16 protein-coding genes are annotated in these 16,012 nt (G+C 59.6%); 1 reads left to right on the forward strand and 15 read right to left on the reverse strand.

Going from position 1 to position 16,012, the window contains the following annotated elements:
- Positions 1-26 precede the first annotated feature (26 nt).
- The 5 genes from BQ9846_RS07730 to BQ9846_RS07750 form a co-directional block, all read right to left on the reverse strand.
- Positions 27-473, reverse strand: a complete 447-nt coding sequence (locus BQ9846_RS07730) for a c-type cytochrome (RefSeq protein WP_165697905.1) — start codon at positions 471-473, stop codon at positions 27-29.
- Positions 474-647: 174 nt separating this feature from the next.
- The gene (glmS, locus tag BQ9846_RS07735; RefSeq protein ID WP_075880447.1) at positions 648-2,501 is read right to left on the reverse strand and encodes a glutamine--fructose-6-phosphate transaminase (isomerizing); all 1,854 of its coding nucleotides are present in this window, start codon (positions 2,499-2,501) and stop codon (positions 648-650) included.
- 54 nt (positions 2,502-2,555) lie between these two features.
- Positions 2,556-3,938 (reverse strand): bifunctional UDP-N-acetylglucosamine diphosphorylase/glucosamine-1-phosphate N-acetyltransferase GlmU, encoded by a 1,383-nt coding sequence (gene glmU, locus BQ9846_RS07740; protein WP_075880449.1) that lies wholly within the window; start codon positions 3,936-3,938, stop codon positions 2,556-2,558.
- 4 nt (positions 3,939-3,942) lie between these two features.
- Positions 3,943-5,082, reverse strand: coding sequence for an FAD:protein FMN transferase (locus BQ9846_RS07745; protein ID WP_075881693.1), 1,140 nt, complete (start codon positions 5,080-5,082; stop codon positions 3,943-3,945).
- 23 nt (positions 5,083-5,105) lie between these two features.
- Entirely contained in the window at positions 5,106-5,906 is an 801-nt protein-coding gene (locus BQ9846_RS07750; RefSeq protein ID WP_075880451.1) for an undecaprenyl-diphosphate phosphatase, read from the reverse strand.
- 185 nt (positions 5,907-6,091) lie between these two features.
- On the opposite strand from BQ9846_RS07750, the gene BQ9846_RS07755 reads away from it, so the two are divergent.
- The gene (locus BQ9846_RS07755) at positions 6,092-7,312 is read left to right on the forward strand and encodes a cation diffusion facilitator family transporter (protein WP_075880453.1); all 1,221 of its coding nucleotides are present in this window, start codon (positions 6,092-6,094) and stop codon (positions 7,310-7,312) included.
- A 4-nt stretch (positions 7,313-7,316) separates the two neighbouring features.
- Here the strand turns inward: BQ9846_RS07755 and mgtE are convergent, their stop codons facing one another.
- The 10 genes from mgtE to BQ9846_RS07805 all read right to left on the reverse strand — a co-directional run bounded on the left by mgtE (position 7,317) and on the right by BQ9846_RS07805 (position 15,909).
- Positions 7,317-8,699: a magnesium transporter gene (gene mgtE, locus BQ9846_RS07760; protein ID WP_075880454.1), complete on the reverse strand. Its 1,383-nt coding sequence runs from the start codon at positions 8,697-8,699 to the stop codon at positions 7,317-7,319.
- 148 nt (positions 8,700-8,847) lie between these two features.
- Positions 8,848-9,276, reverse strand: a complete 429-nt coding sequence (locus BQ9846_RS07765; RefSeq protein WP_075880455.1) for a F0F1 ATP synthase subunit epsilon — start codon at positions 9,274-9,276, stop codon at positions 8,848-8,850.
- 24 nt (positions 9,277-9,300) lie between these two features.
- Positions 9,301-10,680 (reverse strand): F0F1 ATP synthase subunit beta, encoded by a 1,380-nt coding sequence (gene atpD / locus BQ9846_RS07770; protein ID WP_075880456.1) that lies wholly within the window; start codon positions 10,678-10,680, stop codon positions 9,301-9,303.
- A 72-nt stretch (positions 10,681-10,752) separates the two neighbouring features.
- The gene (gene atpG / locus BQ9846_RS07775) at positions 10,753-11,637 is read right to left on the reverse strand and encodes a F0F1 ATP synthase subunit gamma (RefSeq protein WP_075880457.1); all 885 of its coding nucleotides are present in this window, start codon (positions 11,635-11,637) and stop codon (positions 10,753-10,755) included.
- A 68-nt stretch (positions 11,638-11,705) separates the two neighbouring features.
- On the reverse strand, positions 11,706-13,250 hold the full coding sequence (atpA, locus tag BQ9846_RS07780; protein WP_075880458.1) for a F0F1 ATP synthase subunit alpha: 1,545 nt from the start codon (positions 13,248-13,250) through the stop codon (positions 11,706-11,708).
- A 16-nt stretch (positions 13,251-13,266) separates the two neighbouring features.
- On the reverse strand, positions 13,267-13,803 hold the full coding sequence (locus BQ9846_RS07785) for a F0F1 ATP synthase subunit delta (RefSeq protein ID WP_075880459.1): 537 nt from the start codon (positions 13,801-13,803) through the stop codon (positions 13,267-13,269).
- 11 nt (positions 13,804-13,814) lie between these two features.
- Positions 13,815-14,285 (reverse strand): F0F1 ATP synthase subunit B, encoded by a 471-nt coding sequence (locus BQ9846_RS07790; RefSeq protein WP_075880460.1) that lies wholly within the window; start codon positions 14,283-14,285, stop codon positions 13,815-13,817.
- Positions 14,286-14,363: 78 nt separating this feature from the next.
- Positions 14,364-14,591 (reverse strand): F0F1 ATP synthase subunit C, encoded by a 228-nt coding sequence (gene atpE / locus BQ9846_RS07795; RefSeq protein ID WP_007112217.1) that lies wholly within the window; start codon positions 14,589-14,591, stop codon positions 14,364-14,366.
- 67 nt (positions 14,592-14,658) lie between these two features.
- On the reverse strand, positions 14,659-15,486 hold the full coding sequence (gene atpB / locus BQ9846_RS07800; RefSeq protein ID WP_075880461.1) for a F0F1 ATP synthase subunit A: 828 nt from the start codon (positions 15,484-15,486) through the stop codon (positions 14,659-14,661).
- A 12-nt stretch (positions 15,487-15,498) separates the two neighbouring features.
- Positions 15,499-15,909: an ATP synthase subunit I gene (locus BQ9846_RS07805; protein WP_075880462.1), complete on the reverse strand. Its 411-nt coding sequence runs from the start codon at positions 15,907-15,909 to the stop codon at positions 15,499-15,501.
- Between the last annotated feature and the right edge of the window lie 103 nt (positions 15,910-16,012).

Consider the following 16,012-nt stretch of genomic DNA (forward strand, 5'->3'; position numbering starts at 1 on the left):
CTTTACTGATTTGCTCTGTGTCGAGCTTACTGCGCTTCGGCCACCATGTGATCCACCGCGGCCATAATCTCTTCATCGGAGCCGCCGCTACCGCCGCGCGGTGGCATCGCCCCTTTACCGTTGAAGACACTTTCATACAGCGCTTCGTTGCCCTGCTCAATACGCGGTGCCCACGCTTCGGCATCGCCATACACCGGGGCGCCGGCAACGCCGCTAGCGTGGCACGCCGCACAGCCTAGGCTGTTATAGAGCGACTCGCCGTCTAAGCTGCCGTCGCTGCTCGCAGTGTCGCTACTTTCTGCCGGCGCGGCCGACGCCGTGCCGCAATCCTGGCCTTCTAAGCACAACTGCCCGACAGGCGCCAAACGTTCGGCCATGGCATTACGCTCTGCATCATCCTGGGCGAAAGCACCGGATGTGCCTGCCATGACGCCAAGGGCCGCCAGCCCGCTCATGATCAGCTTAAATTTCACTCTCACCACCTCTTGAGTTTTTCATCGACGTTATCGTCACTTTCGCGGGCGGCGGCGCCAAATCGGCTATGCGCTACCGGGCCGCAAGACGTACTTATTACGGATGAAACTAGTATACCGGCATCCCCAAGCGCTGGAAAATGCCACGAATGGCTCTTACCCCTATTTTCCCTGCTACTCAACCGTCACGCTCTTGGCGAGGTTCCTCGGTTGGTCCACATCGGTACCCTTGAGCACCGCCACGTGGTAGCTCAAAAGCTGCAGCGGCAGGGTGTATAGTAGCGGCGCGAGCGCTTCGTGAATGTGCGGAAGGTGTAGCACCTGAATGCCGTCTTGCGCGTGGAGTCCGACGTTGTTATCGGCAAAGACGAAAAGCTTTCCGCCGCGGGCGCGCACTTCCTGCAGGTTGGATTTCAGCTTCTCAAGCAGGTCGTCGTTGGGCGCGACGGCAATCACCGGCATTTCGCTATCCACCAGCGCCAGCGGGCCGTGCTTGAGCTCGCCCGCCGGATAGGCTTCGGCGTGAATATAGGAGATCTCTTTGAGTTTGAGCGCGCCTTCCAGCGCGATGGGGTAGTGCGTGCCGCGCCCCAGAAAGAGCGCGTGGTACTTTTCGGCAAAGGCCTGCGAGAGCGTTTCGATCTCGCTATCCAGCGTCAGCACTTGCTGGCAAATCGGCGTCAACGCCTTAAGCGCCTGAACGATCTCCGCCTGCCCGTTGGCACTCAGCGGCGCGCTATCGCGGCTTTTGGCCAGCGCCAGGGTAAAGAGCATCAGAGCGATCAGCTGGGTGGTGAAGGCCTTGGTGGAGGCGACGCCGATCTCGGGGCCGGCGCGGGTCATCAGCGTCAGGTCCGACTCGCGCACCAGCGAGCTGCCCGGCACGTTGCAGATCCCTAGCGCCCCGATATAGCCCAGCGTTTTGGCGAAGCGCAGCGCGGCCAGGGTATCGGCGGTCTCCCCCGACTGCGAAAGGGTGACAAACAGGGTCCCGTCCGGTACCACGGGGTGGCGATAACGGTATTCGGAGGCGACTTCCACCTGCACCGGCACGCCGGCGTAGCGCTCCAGCCAGTAGCGCGCCACCAGCCCCGCGTGGTAGCTGGTACCGCAGGCGATGATATGAATTTGCCGAGTGCGGGCAAACAGGTCGGCGGCTTGGGGGCCGAAGCTCTCGACCAGCACGCCGGTTTCGCCAAGTCGCCCCTCTAGCACGGCGCTGATCACTTCTGGCTGCTCAAAGATCTCCTTGAGCATAAAGTGGCGGTATTCGCCTTTGCTCGCCGCGCCGTCGCCGTGCTCGAACTGATGGACCTCACGCTCGACCGATTGGCCATCGCGGTCAACGATGCGTATCTGGCCGCCGTCACTCAGCTCGACCACATCGCCCTCTTCCAGGTAGATAAAGCGGTCGGTGACGGGTAAAAGCGCTAGCGGGTCGGAAGCGAGAAAGGCTTCCCCGATGCCCACGCCCACCACCAAGGGGCTACCTTGTCGCGCGCCGATGACCACGCCGGGTTCGGTGGTGCTCATCACGCCCAGCGCATAGGCGCCGCCCAACTCATGCACCATGCGCTGCACCGCGGCGAACAGCGCACCGCGCGCTTGGGGTACCTCATCCAGCGCATCGTTAAGCAAGTGAGCGATCACTTCGGTATCGGTTTCCGACGTAAAAACGTGTCCGGCGGCTTGCAGGCGCTCGCGTGTGCGCTCGTAGTTCTCGATGATGCCGTTATGCACCACGGCCACCCGCTCACCGCTATGGTGGGGGTGGGCGTTGGCTTCTGAAGGCTTGCCGTGGGTGGCCCAGCGAGTGTGCGCGATACCGGTCGTGCCAGGTAGCGGCCGCTCAGCGAGGCAAGCATCAAGGGCGGCCACTTTGCCCACCGCGCGGTGACGGGTCAGGGCACCGTCGAGCATCACGCTCATACCCGCCGAATCGTAGCCGCGATACTCCAGGCGCTTTAAGCCTTCGAGTAGAATTCCCTGCACATTGCGCTGGGCAACAGCGCCGACAATGCCACACATAGCCTTTTCTCTCCTGTCTTCACCCTGGTGCGGGTCGTCTGATGCCGCTTTCGCTTACGGTGTCTGCTTCTTCGGCCGCGGCCAGTCGGCTTTTTCGATCTGCCGGCCCCGGGTCACGGAGAGGGCATGGTCGGCCACGTCCTTGGCAATCGTGGAGCCTGCCCCCACGGTGGCGCCACGGCCCACCGAGACCGGCGCGACGAGCGCCGTGTTGGAGCCAATAAAGGCGCTATCGCCGATCTCGGTGCGGTGTTTATTGGCGCCATCGTAGTTGCAGGTGATCGTGCCCGCTCCTATATTGACTTCGCGGCCCAAGCGGGCGTCGCCGACATAGCTTAAGTGGTTAATCTTACTGCCCTCGCCCACGTCGGCGTTTTTGGTCTCGACGAAATTGCCCACCTTGGCTTTGACCGCCAGACGCGTGCCGGGGCGCAGCCGGGCGAAGGGGCCGATTTGATTGCGCCCCGCCGCCACGCACTGCTCCAGCACGCTGTGGGCGTCGATCACGCTCTCGGCGCCAATGGTACTCTCCTTGATCACGCAGTAGGGGCCAATCCGCACGCCCTCGCCGAGTTCGACATCGCCCTCGAACACGCAGCCCACGTCGATAAAGACGTCGTGCCCGCAGGTGAGCGTGCCGCGCACATCCAGCCGTGACGGGTCGGCCAATGCCACCCCCTGCGCCATGAGCCGTTCGGCGAGCTGCGTTTGATAGGCGCGCTCCAAGCGTGCCATCTGCGCGCGGTTATTAACCCCTTCCACTTCCACGGCGGTGGCGGGTTGCGCTGTCGCCACGCGAACGCCCTCATCGGCGGCCATGGCGATCACGTCGGTTAAGTAGTACTCGCCCTGGGCATTGTCGGCGGATAATTGGGGCAGCCAGCGTTTTAGCTGCGCACCGGTCATCGCCATGATGCCGGTGTTGCACTCGCGAATGGCAAGCTCGGCGTCGCTGGCGTCTTTCTGCTCGACAATGGCCACTGCCTCGCCGTCCGCATCGCGCACGATACGTCCGTAACCGCTCGGGTCATCCAGGGTGACGGTTAAAAGCCCGAGATGCGTTTCATCGACGTTTTCCAGCAGTTTGACCAGCGTTTCGCGCTGGATCAGCGGCACATCGCCGTAAAGAATCAACACCTTGCCGCTGCCAAGCTGATCCAGCGTCTGCGCCACGGCGTGGCCGGTGCCCTTCTGCTCGGCCTGCAAGGCAAAGCGTAACGGCATCTCAAGGCGATGATCGCTCAAGGCGTCGCGCAGCTTGTCGGCGCCGTGGCCGATGACCACGTGCGTGCGCGCCGGGTCGAGTTGCGCGGCGGTATCCAGGACATGCCGTACCATCGGTTTGCCCGCCAGGGTATGCAGCACTTTGGGCAGCTGCGAGCGCATGCGGGTGCCTTTACCGGCGGCCAGAATGACAATATCGAGTTCGGCGTGCATCGCGTTATCCTCTTTCCTTGCTGACATTTTCATCGATCCCAGTTGCGTTGATCGTCGCTTCCTTGGCGGTGGCGACCTCTATCCCCAGCTCTTCCAGCAGCGCTTGGCCAAAGAACTGGGCAAAGGCGGGGCTCGCGAGGCTGCGCCACGTATCTCCCTCGCGAACCAGCATCAACACGTTAAGATCTTGCTCATGCGCCAGTGTCATGCCCTCGGCCTCGCCCAACACAAGCAAGGCCGTGGCCCACGCATCCGCCCAGGCGTTGGAGGGGTGAAAGACCGACACCGAGGCGAGCCCGTGGGTAATCGGGGTGCCGCTGCGCGGGTCGAGGGTATGCGAGTAGCGCTGACCCTCGGCCTCGAAGTAGTTGCGGTAATCGCCCGAGGTCGCCACGGAAATATCCGCCAGCGGCAGGACGTGCTGCGCGGTTTGCGGGCCATCTTCGGGCACTTCAATGCCCACCCGCCACAGCGTTTCCTCCTCCGGGTCGCGATAGCCATGCGCCACGAGATCGCCGCCCAAATTGACCAGGTAGTGCTCGACACCCTGCTGCTCAAGGTAGGCGGCCACCTGATCGGTGGCGTGGCCTTTGGCCACCGCGGAAAGATCGACGAACACATCCCGAAGCCGTCGCGCCTGCATTGCTTGGATGTCCACCTCCAGCGCGTCGATGCCAATTTGCGCCAAGCGTGCGGTTAACACCGCATCCGAGGGAACCTCTTCAGGACGGGCTTCAGGGCCAAAGCTCCAAAGATTGACCAGCCCGCCAATGGTGACATCGAAGGCGCCACCGCTGGCTTCGGCCACCGACTGGCTAATCGCCATGACCTCAATCAGCGCGTTGGAGAGCGGTTGCCACTCCCCCAGCGGCGCTTGGTTAAACGCCGTAAGCTCCGAGTCGTCGCGGTAGGTCGACATGGCCTGATCCACTCTGTCGAGCTGCGCCTCGATGCCGGCTTCCAGGGTTTGCGCCTCGCCCTGGGTCAAGGGGTCGGCGATGCTCACTTGGTAAAAACTGCCAAAAGCGCCGCCGTCTAAGCGCACGGGTGATTCTAGCGGGCGCTCGCTCTCGGAGGAGCAGCCGGCCAGGGCAAGCAGCAGGACCAGCGCGCCGATTAAGGTGTGGGAAAGACGTTTTTGCACGTGATAGTTCTCGTCAAATCGATTTAGGCGTGAAAAAACCATAGCAGCCAGACGCCGAAAATCACGCGATAGAGGACAAAAGGCTGCATCCCTAAGCGTTTTATCAAGCGTAAAAAGAAGTGGATACATAAATAGGCGCTTACCCCGGAGAGCAGCGCGCCAAAAATTAACACGGACCAATCAATCCCTTGTGGTTGCTGGATGAGCCCGAGGGTTTCCAGCCCACCCGCCAGCACAATGACCGGGATCGAGAGCAGAAACGAAAACCGCGCCGCCCCTTCGCGGCTCATGCCCACCATCAAGGCCGCGGTGATGGTAATCCCCGAGCGCGAGGTGCCGGGTATCAGCGCCAGCGCCTGGGCGAGGCCAATCACAACGACATCGCGCAGGCGCAAGTGATATTCGCTGCGCGTGCCACGCTGCTTCCAGTCCGCGTAGCCAAGAAGCACGCCAAAGCCAATCAAGCTTAGCGCAATAATCAGCGTCGAGCGCATATAGCCTTCGATGACATCATGAAGGACAAAGCCAACGGCACACACCGGCAGCGTGGCCAGCACCACCCACAGCGCCAGCATGGCTTCGCGGTCGACGCCGCGCCCGCGCAGCGCCGACAAGCTGCTGGTCAGCATGCCCCATAGCTCATGGCGGAAGTAGACCACGACCGCGGTCAAGCTACCAATATGCAGGGCAACATCAAAGGCGAGTCCCTGATCCTGCCACTCGGTGAGCACCGGCACCAGAATCAAATGCGCGGAGCTTGAGATCGGTAAAAACTCGGTAAGCCCCTGGACGACCGCTAATACCACCACCTGAAGCCAATCCATGTAAAAATCCGTGTTGTGAAGACGTCTCGTGAATAAATCGCCGCCATGCCATGCAGCCTGTCAGTGGCGCTCAAGGATACACGTCGCTTTCTCGCTTGTCCGCTGCCTAAAGCCCTGGCCTATGGGCAACTTGCTGCAATGCGCTACAATGGCGTCTCAACGCAAGCGTGCCTTTCAGGTTGCCCATGACACTGCATGTCCCAACACCTTTAGAGCCGTCTCAAGAGCCACCCCAAGAGCCGTCTCACGCCGAGTACAGTCGGGATGCCAAGCGCGTCACCGCCATTGGCGCCTGGCTAGACGGCATCTTGAGCGCGGTCAAGATGGTCGTGGGATTGCTGGTCGGCTCGGCGGCGTTGATTGCCGATGGTATTCACTCGCTCTCCGACTTGGCTACCGATGGCTTTGTGTTTGCCGCCATTCACTACGGCCGGCAAGGCCCTGACGACGACCATCACTACGGCCATGGCCGCATCGAAACGCTGACCACGCTGCTATTGGGCAGCGTGCTGATCTTCGTCGCCGGGGGCATCGCCTGGTCAAGTTTGGACCGGCTGTTTAGCGGCACCGAGATCAACGCACCGGGGTTGGTCGCGATCGGGATCACCCTGCTCGCCCTGCTGAGTAAAGAGTGGATTTTCCGCTACACCATGCGTGTCGCCAAACGGGTACAGTCCAAACTGCTCGAAGCCAATGCCTGGCACTCGCGCAGCGATGCGCTCTCAACCGCGGTGGTCGTGGTAGCGCTGATCGGCGCGCAGTTTGGTCTAGGCTGGCTCGATGCGGTCGCGGCGGTGATTGTCGGCTTGCTCGTGGGTAAGGTCGGCTGGGATCTTTTATGGGACTCCGCCCGCGAACTCGTGGATACCGCCCTTCCCGAGGACGCACAGCAGCAGATGCACGCGGTGGCCGAAAGCGTGCCCGGCGTGGATAGCGTTCACGATTTGCGCACCCGCCAATCCGCGGGCTGGGTGATGGTCGATTTACACGTGGTGGTGGGGCCGAAAGTCAGCGTTTCTGAGGCGCACGAAATCGGCAACGAAGTGAGCCGCCGTCTGCGTCGCGCCTTCCCGGCGCTGACCGATGTGATTTTCCATATCGACCCGGAAGATGACGCCGGCGAAGGCGACCCCAGCCGCCTGCCCGGCTTGCCGCTACGGCCCGAAGTGGAAGCGACGCTAGACGCCCGCTGGTACAAACATCCGGTATGGCGCACCCTCTCCGAGCTGCAGCTGCATTACCTCAACGGCAAAATCTCCGTCTCGCTGATTGTCGGCGATGCCATTCATCAGCCTCCTCAGTGTCTCGCCAGCCAGCTAAAAGCGCTGGCAAGCGACGTCGAGTGGCTGGGGAACGTCGAAGTGCTGTTTATTACCCGTGCCACCAGCAATATGTCATGGCGCTAGCGGGCTAGATGCTGGCCAAAATCGCCGAAGCGATGCTGAAATAAATCACCACCCCCGAGGCATCGATCAGCGTGGTCACCAGCGGCGCCGAGGCGGTTGCCGGGTCGACCTTGAAGCGCTCCAGCACGAACGGCAGGCACATGCCGATCAGGCTGCCAAATAGCACGATGGTCACCATGCTCAGCGCCACGATCACCGCCACCGCCTCGCCACCGCGCATAATGCCGATCGGCGCCACGGCAATCGCCATGGTGATACCCAGCGAGCCGGCGACTAACAGTTCACGCCCCAACATTTTGCCCCAGTCTTTGACGCCTACGTCGCCGGTCGCCATCCCGCGCACCATCAGCGTGGCCGCCTGGGCGCCGGCGTTACCCCCCGAACCAATCAAAAGGGGTAGGAAAAACACCAGCGCGACTTCCAAGGCGATGGTGTCTTCAAAATAGGCGATACCCGCCCCCGAGAAGAGGTTGGCAAAGACCAGCAGCACCAGCCATAGCACCCGCTTACGGTAGAGGCTCCACAGCGGCACGCGGCTGACGCCATCTTCCAGGGCACCAATCGACATCCCTTTATGAATATCCTCGGTGGCTTCCGATTCGGCTACGTCCATGGCGTCATCGTGGGTGACGATCCCCACCATGCGGTCATCGCTATCGATTACCGGAAGAGCGATCAAATCGTAGCGCGCCACGATACGGGCCACCTCTTCCTGCGCCTCGTCCACGGCGGTACTGATGACATCCTTGATCATGATGTCATCCACCAGTGCGCCGGGGCGCGCCACCATTAGCTGGCGCAGCGACATGGTGCCAATTAGCTGCCCATCGCTTGCGAGGATATAGAGCTGGTAGACCGTTTCGGCGTCGGGGGCGGTTTGGCGCACGCGCATGAGCGCCTGGGACACCGTCATGCCACTGGCTATGGCCACATAGTCAGAGGTCATGATGGCGCCGGCGGTGCCCTCTTCATAACTGGCAAGGCGCTTTAAGTCTTCGCGCTCCTGGTGGGCCATGCGGCGCAGGAGCGCTTCACGGCGATCCTCCCCCAGAAGATTAAACAGGTCAGCGCGCTCGTCCGAGCCCATCTCTTCGAGCAGCTTGAGCAGCTGGCCATCGGATAACTCGCCCACCACTTCAAGCTGGTTGTCGCCGGGTATATACCCCAGGACGTTGGCGGCGCGCTCGGTCGAAAGTAGATCCAAAACACCCAGTGCAGTGCTGAGCGCATCATCCTCTTCGATCAGCTCTTCGAGGATTTCACCGATATCCGCCGAGCGGATTTCGCTCAAACGCTCGGTAAGCGCCTCTTTATTGGGCTCCTCAGCGGCAAACGCCTCGAGCAGCTCGTCTTTTAATTCCTGTAGGGTTTCATCATTTAGCGACATGGTGGTTCCCCCTTTTTGTCGCTGTGCCTCGGTATCGCCAGGGCATCTGTCTGGAATGTGGCGCGAGGTTAATAGTAACAGACAAAAAAAACGCCCCTTAAACCCAGCGCGGGGTTTAAGGGGCGCGGGTTACGCCAAGTGCGTGGATTTAGCCTTTACCTGCCTTTTTACGCAGTTGCTGAATCGTACGCAGTTGGGCAACCGCCTCGGCCAGCTCAGCGGCGGCACGGGTGTAATCCAATTCGGACGTTTTGTCGTTGAAGGCACGTAGTGCCTGCTCGCGCGCTTCCTGCGCCGCTGCCTCGTTGAGGTCAGCCGCACGAGAAGCCGAATCGGCCAAAATGGTCACGACATCCGGCTGCACTTCCATGAAGCCGCCGGAGACAAAGAAGTTATCCTCTTTGCCGCCGTCGTAGATTACACGGATCGGGCCCGGCTGAAGCTCAGTCAGCAGCGGAGCGTGCCCCGGCAGTACGCCGAGGTCGCCCATCAAGCCAGAAGCAATCACCTGCTCTACTGAGCCTGAGAAGATCGATGCTTCTGCGCTGACGATATTGCAAGTGAAGCTATTCGCCATAGCGAATCCCCCTGGTAGACGGGATTACTTCTTCATCTGGTTGGCTTTCTCGACGGCTTCGTCGATGGTGCCGACCATATAGAAGGCCTGCTCCGGCATCTCGTCGTAATCACCGTTCAGAATGCCCTGGAAGCCGCGAATCGTGTCTTTCAACGACACGTACTTACCCGGCGCGCCGGTGAAGACTTCGGCCACGAAGAACGGCTGCGACAAGAAGCGCTGGATTTTACGCGCGCGGGACACGGCTAGCTTGTCTTCGTCAGACAGCTCGTCCATACCCAAAATCGCGATGATATCCTTGAGCTCTTTGTAGCGCTGCAGGACGTTCTGCACGCCGCGCGCCACGTCGTAGTGCTCGTCACCCACCACCAGCGGGTCAAGCTGACGCGAGGTGGAGTCCAGCGGATCGATCGCCGGGTAAATACCCAGTTCGGCGATGGAGCGCGCCAGTACCACGGTCGCATCCAGGTGCGAGAAGGTGGTCGCCGGAGACGGGTCGGTCAAGTCATCCGCCGGGACGTAAACGGCCTGTACGGAGGTGATCGAGCCGGTCTTGGTCGAGGTGATACGCTCCTGCAGAACGCCCATCTCTTCAGCGAGTGTCGGCTGATAACCTACCGCCGACGGCATACGGCCGAGCAGTGCAGATACTTCGGTACCGGCCAGGGTGTAACGGTAGATGTTGTCGACGAACAGCAGAACGTCGCGGCCTTCGTCACGGAACTTCTCCGCGATGGTCAGACCGGTCAGCGCCACGCGCAGACGGTTGCCGGGCGGCTCGTTCATCTGACCGTAAACCAGCGATACCTTATCGATAACGTTGGACTCGGTCATTTCATGATAGAAGTCGTTACCCTCACGGGTACGCTCACCGACACCGGCAAACACGGAGTAACCGCTGTGCTCGGTGGCGATGTTGCGGATAAGCTCCATCATGTTAACGGTTTTACCCACACCGGCGCCGCCAAACAGGCCGACTTTACCGCCTTTCGCGAAGGGGCAAACCAGGTCGATAACCTTGATGCCGGTTTCCAGCAGCTCGTTAGAGGCTGACTGTTCGGCATAGCTCGGCGCTTTACGGTGAATCGGCATGCGCTCTTCTTCACCGATGTCACCGGCTTCGTCGATCGGCTCGCCGAGTACGTTCATAATACGTCCGAGCGTGGCTTTACCTACCGGGACGGAAATCGCTGCCCCTGTATTGGTAACATCCATGCCCCGCTTAAGCCCCTCGGTGGAGCCCATCGCGATAGCACGCACTACGCCATCGCCCAGCTGTTGCTGGACTTCCAGAACCGTCTCGGCTCCCGAAATGTTCAGCGCGTCGTAGACCTTGGGCACTGAGTCCCGCGGAAACTCTACGTCAATCACCGCGCCGATGATTTGTACGATACGTCCGCTCATCTTGGTTCCTCTCAAAAACCTGCAAATGAAACCTGTCTGCCGGGAGCGCGCTAGGCGCATGCTCCCAAGGCGTTATACGGCAGCGGCACCGCCGACGATTTCAGAAATTTCCTGGGTAATGGCGGCCTGACGGGCCTTGTTGTACACCATCTCCAGGTCGTCAATCAGCGTGCCAGCGTTGTCGGTGGCGCTCTTCATCGCAATCATGCGGGCTGCCTGCTCGCAGGCGCCGTTCTCCACGACTGCCTGATAGACCTGCGATTCAATAAAGCGAACCAACAGACTATCGAGTAACGCCTTTGCATCCGGTTCATACAGGTAGTCCCAGCTTCCGGGACGGGCGTTTTCATCGTCTTGCTCGTCGGCGCCCATATCGGGCGACAGCGGGAGAAGCTGACGCAGCACCGGCTGTTGGGTCATGGTGTTAACGAACTCGTTGTACACCACAAACAGACGGTCCAGGTGTCCTTCGTCATACGCTTCGAGCATGACCTTGACGCTACCAATCAGATCTTCGACCGTGGGCGACTCGCCCAGGCCACTTTTTGCCGCCACCAGCTTACCGCCATACTTATTGAAGAAGCTGCTCGCTTTGCTGCCCAGCGCGCAGAACTCAAGCTCCGCGCCCTGTTCACGCCATGCGACGGCGTCCTTCAATACGGTCTTGAACAGGTTATGGTTCAAGCCGCCGCAGAGCCCGCGATCGGTGGAGACCACAATGTAACCAACGCGTTTCACCTCGGCACGCTCGACCATGTAGTCGTGCTTGTACTCGGGGTTGGCATCGGCAATGTGGGCGACCACGTTGCGGATCTGCTTGGCGTAAGGCTGACTGGCCTTCATCAGATCTTGCGCTTTACGCATTTTCGATGCAGCCACCATTTCCATGGCGCTGGTAATCTTCTGCGTATTTTTAATGCTCCCGATCTGGGTGCGTATCTCTTTTGCAGCTGCCATAGCGATCTACCTTTCGTTCGTGGCTCTCAGAAAAGCATCCAGGCCTGCCCGAGAGCAGGCCATAGGCATTACCAAGTCTGAGTCGCCTTGAACTGTTCGAGACCCGACTGCAAGCCGTTTTTGATCTCGTCGTTGTAGTCGCCGGTCTGGTTGATCTTGTCGAGCAGTTCGCTGTGCTCGGACTTCATGTAGTCGTGCAGGGCACGCTCAAAGTCCAGCACCTTGCTGACGTCCACATCATCCAGGTGTCCTTCGTTAGCGGCGTACAGCGTCAAGGCCATTTCCGCTACCGACATCGGCGAGTACTGCTTCTGCTTCATCAGCTCGGTCACACGCTGACCGTGCTCCAGCTGCTTACGCGTCGCTTCGTCAAGATCCGAGGCGAACTGCGAGAACGCCGCCAGTTCACGGTACTGAGCCAGTGCCAGACGCACACCGCCACCCAGCTTCTTGATGATTTTGGTCTGCGCCGAACCGCCCACGCGCGATACCGAGAGACCCGCGTTGATCGCCGGACGAATACCCGAGTTAAACAGGTTCGTCTCAAGGAAGATCTGACCGTCGGTGATCGAGATCACGTTGGTCGGAACGAACGCGGAAACGTCGCCGCCCTGGGTTTCGATGATCGGCAGCGCGGTCAGAGAACCGGTTTTGCCTTTGACTTCGCCATCGGTGAACTTCTCGACGTAGTCGGCGTTGACGCGCGCGGCGCGCTCAAGTAGACGCGAGTGGAGATAGAACACATCACCCGGATAGGCTTCACGGCCCGGCGGACGACGCAGCAGCAGCGATACCTGACGATAAGCGACCGCCTGCTTGGAGAGGTCGTCATACACGATCAAGGCGTCTTCGCCGCGGTCGCGGAAGTACTCGCCCATGGTGCAGCCGGAGTAGGCCGCGAGGAACTGCATCGGGGCCGGGTCAGCGGCGCCCGCTGCGACCACGATGGTGTGCTCCATCGCGCCGTGCTCTTCGAGCTTGCGCACCACGTTGGCAATGGTCGACTGCTTCTGACCAATGGCGACGTAAACACAGGTTACACCCTTGCCTTTCTGGTTGATGATGGCATCAATGGCAATGGCGGATTTACCGATTTGGCGGTCACCGATGATCAGCTCACGCTGGCCACGGCCGATCGGCACCATGGCGTCGATCGATTTGAGACCGGTTTGGATCGGCTCATCAACGGATTGACGGGTGATAACACCGGGCGCCACTTTTTCGACGGCGTCGGTCATCTTGGCGTTGATATCGCCTTTGGCGTCAATCGGGTTACCCAGCGCGTCGACCACACGGCCGATCAGCTCAGGGCCTACCGGCACTTCGAGGATGCGACCGGTACACTTGGCGGTCATGCCCTCTTCAAGTTGCAGGTAGTCGCCCAGCACCACGGCACCCACGGAGTCGCGCTCCAGGTTAAGTACCATGCCAAAAATGCTGCCGGGGAATTCAATCATTTCACCGAACATCGCGTCTTCGAGGCCGTGAACTTTCACGATACCGTCGGAAACGCTGACGATGGTGCCCTGATTACGGGCTTCAGATGCGACGTCAAGCTTTTCGATCCGCTGCTTGATGATGTCGCTGATCTCGGAAGGATTCAGTTGCTGCATGCCATGTCCCTCAGACTCAAGTGGTCAGCGCTTCAGAAAGGCGATTCAATCGACCGCGTACCGACCCGTCAATAACGGTATCGCCGGCACGCAGGATGACGCCGCCAATCAGCGCCTTGTCCACCTGAGTGGTAATGGAGATTTCGCGATTCAGACGTTTTTTAAGCGCGTTTGCCAGCTTAGTCTTCTGCTTGCTGTCGAGCTTAAAGGCTGACGTCACGGTTACGTCGATACGCTGTTCGTGCTCCGCGCGAAGGTGCTCAAACTGCTCAGCAATGGCCTTCAGCGCGACGAGACGACCTTGATTCGCTAGATTTTGGAGAAAACGCTCGAACGTCTCGTCCTGCTTTTCAGGCAACATGCCTGCTAGGAGCGACACTTTCTTCTCGTTTTCGATCTTTGGGCTACCCAGCAAATAACGTACTTTGTCATCTGCTACCGCGTAGCCTAAAAAGCCAAGGGCATAAGACCAGGCATCTAGCGCATCGTGATCGCGCGCATATTCGAACGCCGCCTTAGCGTAAGGACGAGCGACGGTGAGTAGTTCCGCCATAATTCACCTCCTTACAGTTCAGCAGCAAGCTCATCAAGCAACTTGCGATGCGTTTTTTCATCGACAGAAGATTCGAGCACGCGCTCGGCGCCGACAATCGCAAGATGCGACACTTGCGCTCGTAGCTCATCTTTGGCGCGCTGGACTTCCTGGTCGATCTCAGAACGGGCGCCCGCCATAATGCGCTCGCCTTCAGCACGCGCTTGTTCGCGCGCTTCTTCGATCATCTGGTTAGCGCGCTTGTTCGCTTGATCCAGAATTTCAGAAGCCTGCTCTTTGCTCTCACGCAGCGTCTGTGTCGCCTGCTCTTGAGCGAGCTCAAGGTCACGCGAGGCACGGCTTGCCGCGTCCAAGCCGTCAGCAATTTTCTTCTGACGCTCATGGAGCGCAATGCTGATGGGCGGCCACACGTACTTTATGCAAAACCAGACAAAGATCGCGAAGGCGATCGTCTGCCCGATAAGCGTCATGTTGATATTCACAGGGATGTACCTCTGACAGGTTCGTGGCGACCGGAGTGAAACAAAACCGAGCGGGCTAACCGCTCGGCAGTGCTGTCATTAACCGGCAACAACGAAGATCAGGTACATCGCGATACCAACACCGATCATCGGAACGGCGTCGAGCAGACCGGCCATGATGAAGGTTTTGGTTTGCAGCTGGTCGCCTAGCTCCGGCTGACGCGCGGTTGATTCGAGTAGCTTGCCACCGAGCAGCGCGAAGCCGATACCGGTAGCCAGTGCGCCCAGGCCGATGATGATGGCAGCAGAGAGGTAAACCATTTCCATGATAATGCTCCAGATTTTAAGGGTTGGTTAAGGTTGAGGGTTAATGAAAGCGTTTGCGTTGCTCGGTTTAGTGGTGCTCGTGCGCGGCGCTCAAGTACACAACGGCGAGCGTTGTGAAGATGAAGGCCTGCAGGGTAACCACCAAAATGTGGAAGATGGCCCACGGCACATCCAACAGCCAGATGGCCCAGAACGGCAGGAGGGCAATCAGGATGAAGATAACTTCCCCGGCAAACATGTTACCGAAGAGACGAAGACCGAGGCCTAAGGGTTTGACCAGCAGGCCGATAATTTCGAGTATCAAATTGAAAGGGATCAGCGCCCAGTGGTTAAACGGGGTGAGCGAGAGCTCTTTGGCGAAGCCGCCGGCACCTTTCACCTTGATGCTGTAGTAAATGATCAGACAGAAAACACCCAGCGCCATGCCCAGCGTCGCGTTCGGGTCGGTGGTGGGTACGATCTTCATGTAATCCACGCCCAGACGCTTGAACAGTTCCGGGAAGTAGTCGACCGGAATGATCTTGAGCGTGTTCATCAACAAGATCCACACGAACAGCGTCAGCGCCAGCGGGGCAATCTTGGCGTTTTTGCCGTGGAAGGTAGCGCGGGTCAGGTTTTCGATGAACTCGACGACCATCTCGACCGCGTTTTGTAGCCCGCCGGGAACGCCGGTAGTGGCTACTTTGCCCGCTTTACGGAAGACCCAAATAAACAAAAGGCCCATGGCGATCGACCAGCCCATGGTATCGAGGTGAATGGCCCAGAAGCCCATTTCACGCGCTTCTTCGGCGGAGTGCGCCAGCGACCAGCCGTTTTCCGGGTGCTTGCCAAACGTCAAGTTCTGCAAGTGGTGCTGGATATAGTAAGTCGGCGAGACTTCGTTTCCTGCTGCCATGGAACTATTACCTCAATCAGTTGAGCGGCGCTTGGGCATCAGCCAAGGGGTTAGCCAATGCGTCAGGACAACCGCTACATAAGCACTAAAAAAGAAAGCGGGGTTTGAGGGGGGCACTACCACAAACACTGCGATAAACAGCACCACCGTCAAACCAAACTTACCCATCTCAGCACGAAACAGACGCGCCGCGCTCTGCGAAGGTCGCATTCGCGCCGTTAATGCCCCTGAACGCTGGACAAAAAACGCATGCGGCAACAGCGCAACCGCGACACCCAAAAGGGCTGAAACCGCGCCTTCACGCTGTGACACGCCCAGTGCCAGCACCACAATGGCGATAGCGATGCAGGCCTGTACCACACTTAGCCTGCGCACATACGCCTGGCGCCGTGTGACTTCTCGTCGTTGCCGTTTTTGTTTCATAACCGCTGTACAGAGACCGTGATCCGTTGAGAAGCGCGAATTGATTACCCTAAGCGTACGTTCACAGCCTGCACAAATCTTGCGCGATTATAGGGAAGCGCTA

Source organism: Vreelandella massiliensis, from assembly GCF_900155385.1.
GTDB classification, from domain to species: domain Bacteria; phylum Pseudomonadota; class Gammaproteobacteria; order Pseudomonadales; family Halomonadaceae; genus Vreelandella; species Vreelandella massiliensis.

Coding starts and splice junctions, on each gene's coding strand:
- mgtE (WP_075880454.1), bottom strand. CDS start 8,699: ATGTCGCTAAATGATGAAACCCTACAGGAATTAAAAGACGAGCTGCTC.
- BQ9846_RS07785 (WP_075880459.1), bottom strand. CDS start 13,803: ATGGCGGAACTACTCACCGTCGCTCGTCCTTACGCTAAGGCGGCGTTC.
- glmU (WP_075880449.1), bottom strand. CDS start 3,938: ATGCACGCCGAACTCGATATTGTCATTCTGGCCGCCGGTAAAGGCACC.
- BQ9846_RS07755 (WP_075880453.1), top strand. CDS start 6,092: ATGACACTGCATGTCCCAACACCTTTAGAGCCGTCTCAAGAGCCACCC.
- atpD (WP_075880456.1), bottom strand. CDS start 10,680: ATGAGCGGACGTATCGTACAAATCATCGGCGCGGTGATTGACGTAGAG.
- BQ9846_RS07805 (WP_075880462.1), bottom strand. CDS start 15,909: ATGAAACAAAAACGGCAACGACGAGAAGTCACACGGCGCCAGGCGTAT.
- glmS (WP_075880447.1), bottom strand. CDS start 2,501: ATGTGTGGCATTGTCGGCGCTGTTGCCCAGCGCAATGTGCAGGGAATT.
- atpG (WP_075880457.1), bottom strand. CDS start 11,637: ATGGCAGCTGCAAAAGAGATACGCACCCAGATCGGGAGCATTAAAAAT.
- BQ9846_RS07750 (WP_075880451.1), bottom strand. CDS start 5,906: ATGGATTGGCTTCAGGTGGTGGTATTAGCGGTCGTCCAGGGGCTTACC.
- BQ9846_RS07765 (WP_075880455.1), bottom strand. CDS start 9,276: ATGGCGAATAGCTTCACTTGCAATATCGTCAGCGCAGAAGCATCGATC.
- atpA (WP_075880458.1), bottom strand. CDS start 13,250: ATGCAGCAACTGAATCCTTCCGAGATCAGCGACATCATCAAGCAGCGG.
- atpB (WP_075880461.1), bottom strand. CDS start 15,486: ATGGCAGCAGGAAACGAAGTCTCGCCGACTTACTATATCCAGCACCAC.
- atpE (WP_007112217.1), bottom strand. CDS start 14,591: ATGGAAATGGTTTACCTCTCTGCTGCCATCATCATCGGCCTGGGCGCA.